The following is a 1,311-nucleotide window of genomic DNA, read 5'->3' as shown; positions in this document are numbered from 1 at the left end:
ACCGTGAGGTTGCCGCCCGGCCAGCGCAATGCGTCCTGCGTGGTGAACTGCAAGCCCTCGGTGGAGAACTCGAACCCATCGGACAGGCGCCGCCCGCCCACCCGGCCGGCGACGGACTGCAGCGCGAGCGGCTCCAGGCCCTCGCCCAGGCGGGCGTTCACCCCGGCCAGGGCGAGGTCGGCCGTGCCACCGACGAACTGCCCGCGCTGGAAATCGACCCACGCGCGCAGCGCGCCGCGGCCCTCGGCCACCTGCACGCCGTCGATGTGGACATGGTGGCGCAGCCGGGACACGTCCACGCGCGAGAAATCGGCGAACAGCTGCCCCGTCCACTGCTGCCACGACCCGCCGTGCGTCGTCAGGAACGGCTGGCGGAACTGCCCGGTGAGCTTGAACCGGTCGCCCCACTGCGGCGGCGGCGTGGCCTCGATCCGCATGCCGTGGCGCCAGCCCCGGTTGCGCAGCAGCAGGTCCACCTGTCCCAGCGCCAGGGGCGGCTCCTGGCTTTGCTCGTCGGTCAGCCGAACGGTGCCGCCGCGCAGCACGACCTCGCTTTGCGAGAACAGCCAGTCGGCCCCGGCGCTGTCGCCGCCCGCGCTCTGGCGGAACGCCAGCCCCGCGATGAAGATGCGGCCGTCCGCCATGCGGCGCACGTCGAGTTCGGGGCGTTCGATGTACAGCTGCTCGAACCCCATGCGCAGCACCGAGCGCGGCGACAGCGACCCCACCACGCGCGGCAGCTTCAGGGCCTCGCGGCCCTGGGGGTCCAGCAGGGCGACGTCGTTCAGCTCGATGGTGGGCACCAGCCCTTCGGAGCGGGCCGACAGCGCACCGATGCGCACCGGTACCCCCAGCGCCCGTGTGGCATGGGCTTCCAGCTGCGGACGGAAGTCGCCGATACGCGGCACAATCCAGCCGTGAAGCACCCCCCAGGCGGCGGCCACCAGCAGCCAGAAGGCGATGAGCAGGCCCAGGGACCACCGCGCAAGACCTGCCAGGCATCGGAGCAGGCGTGAGGGGTTCGGTGGCTGTTCAATCATTGGTGGGTTGGGATGCGAAGGGAATTATGACCCGCGCCCGCTGTGCGGGTTCAGCATCAAACGGTGTCGTTATGTACGGTTTTCAGGCCCCGGGCCCTTGCTATGCCGCTGTCTTGCACTGACGTTCCAGAGATCCCCAGCGCCGCCGGCGACGGCCCGCTGGCGAGCCATTCCCGCTTCCACCAGCGGCTGCACCGGCGCTATGCCGACGCGTTCGCCGTGCTGCCGCCCGGCGCGCCCACGCGGGCCACCATGGTCGAGGCGCTGGCCG

1 protein-coding gene is annotated in these 1,311 nt (G+C 71.5%); it reads right to left on the bottom strand.

Features of this window, described 5'->3' with window-relative positions; all coding sequences use genetic code 11:
• A partial coding sequence (locus tag AC27IQ_RS24770) for a YhdP family phospholipid transporter (protein WP_487091186.1) occupies window positions 1-1,040 on the bottom strand: 1,040 nt, incomplete at its 3' end.
• Window positions 1,041-1,311 lie beyond the last annotated feature (271 nt).

This window comes from Acidovorax sp. KPB24-07, from assembly GCF_057543315.1.
Note: the sequence above shows the minus strand (reverse complement) of the source record. Positions and strands in the feature narration are given on the sequence as shown.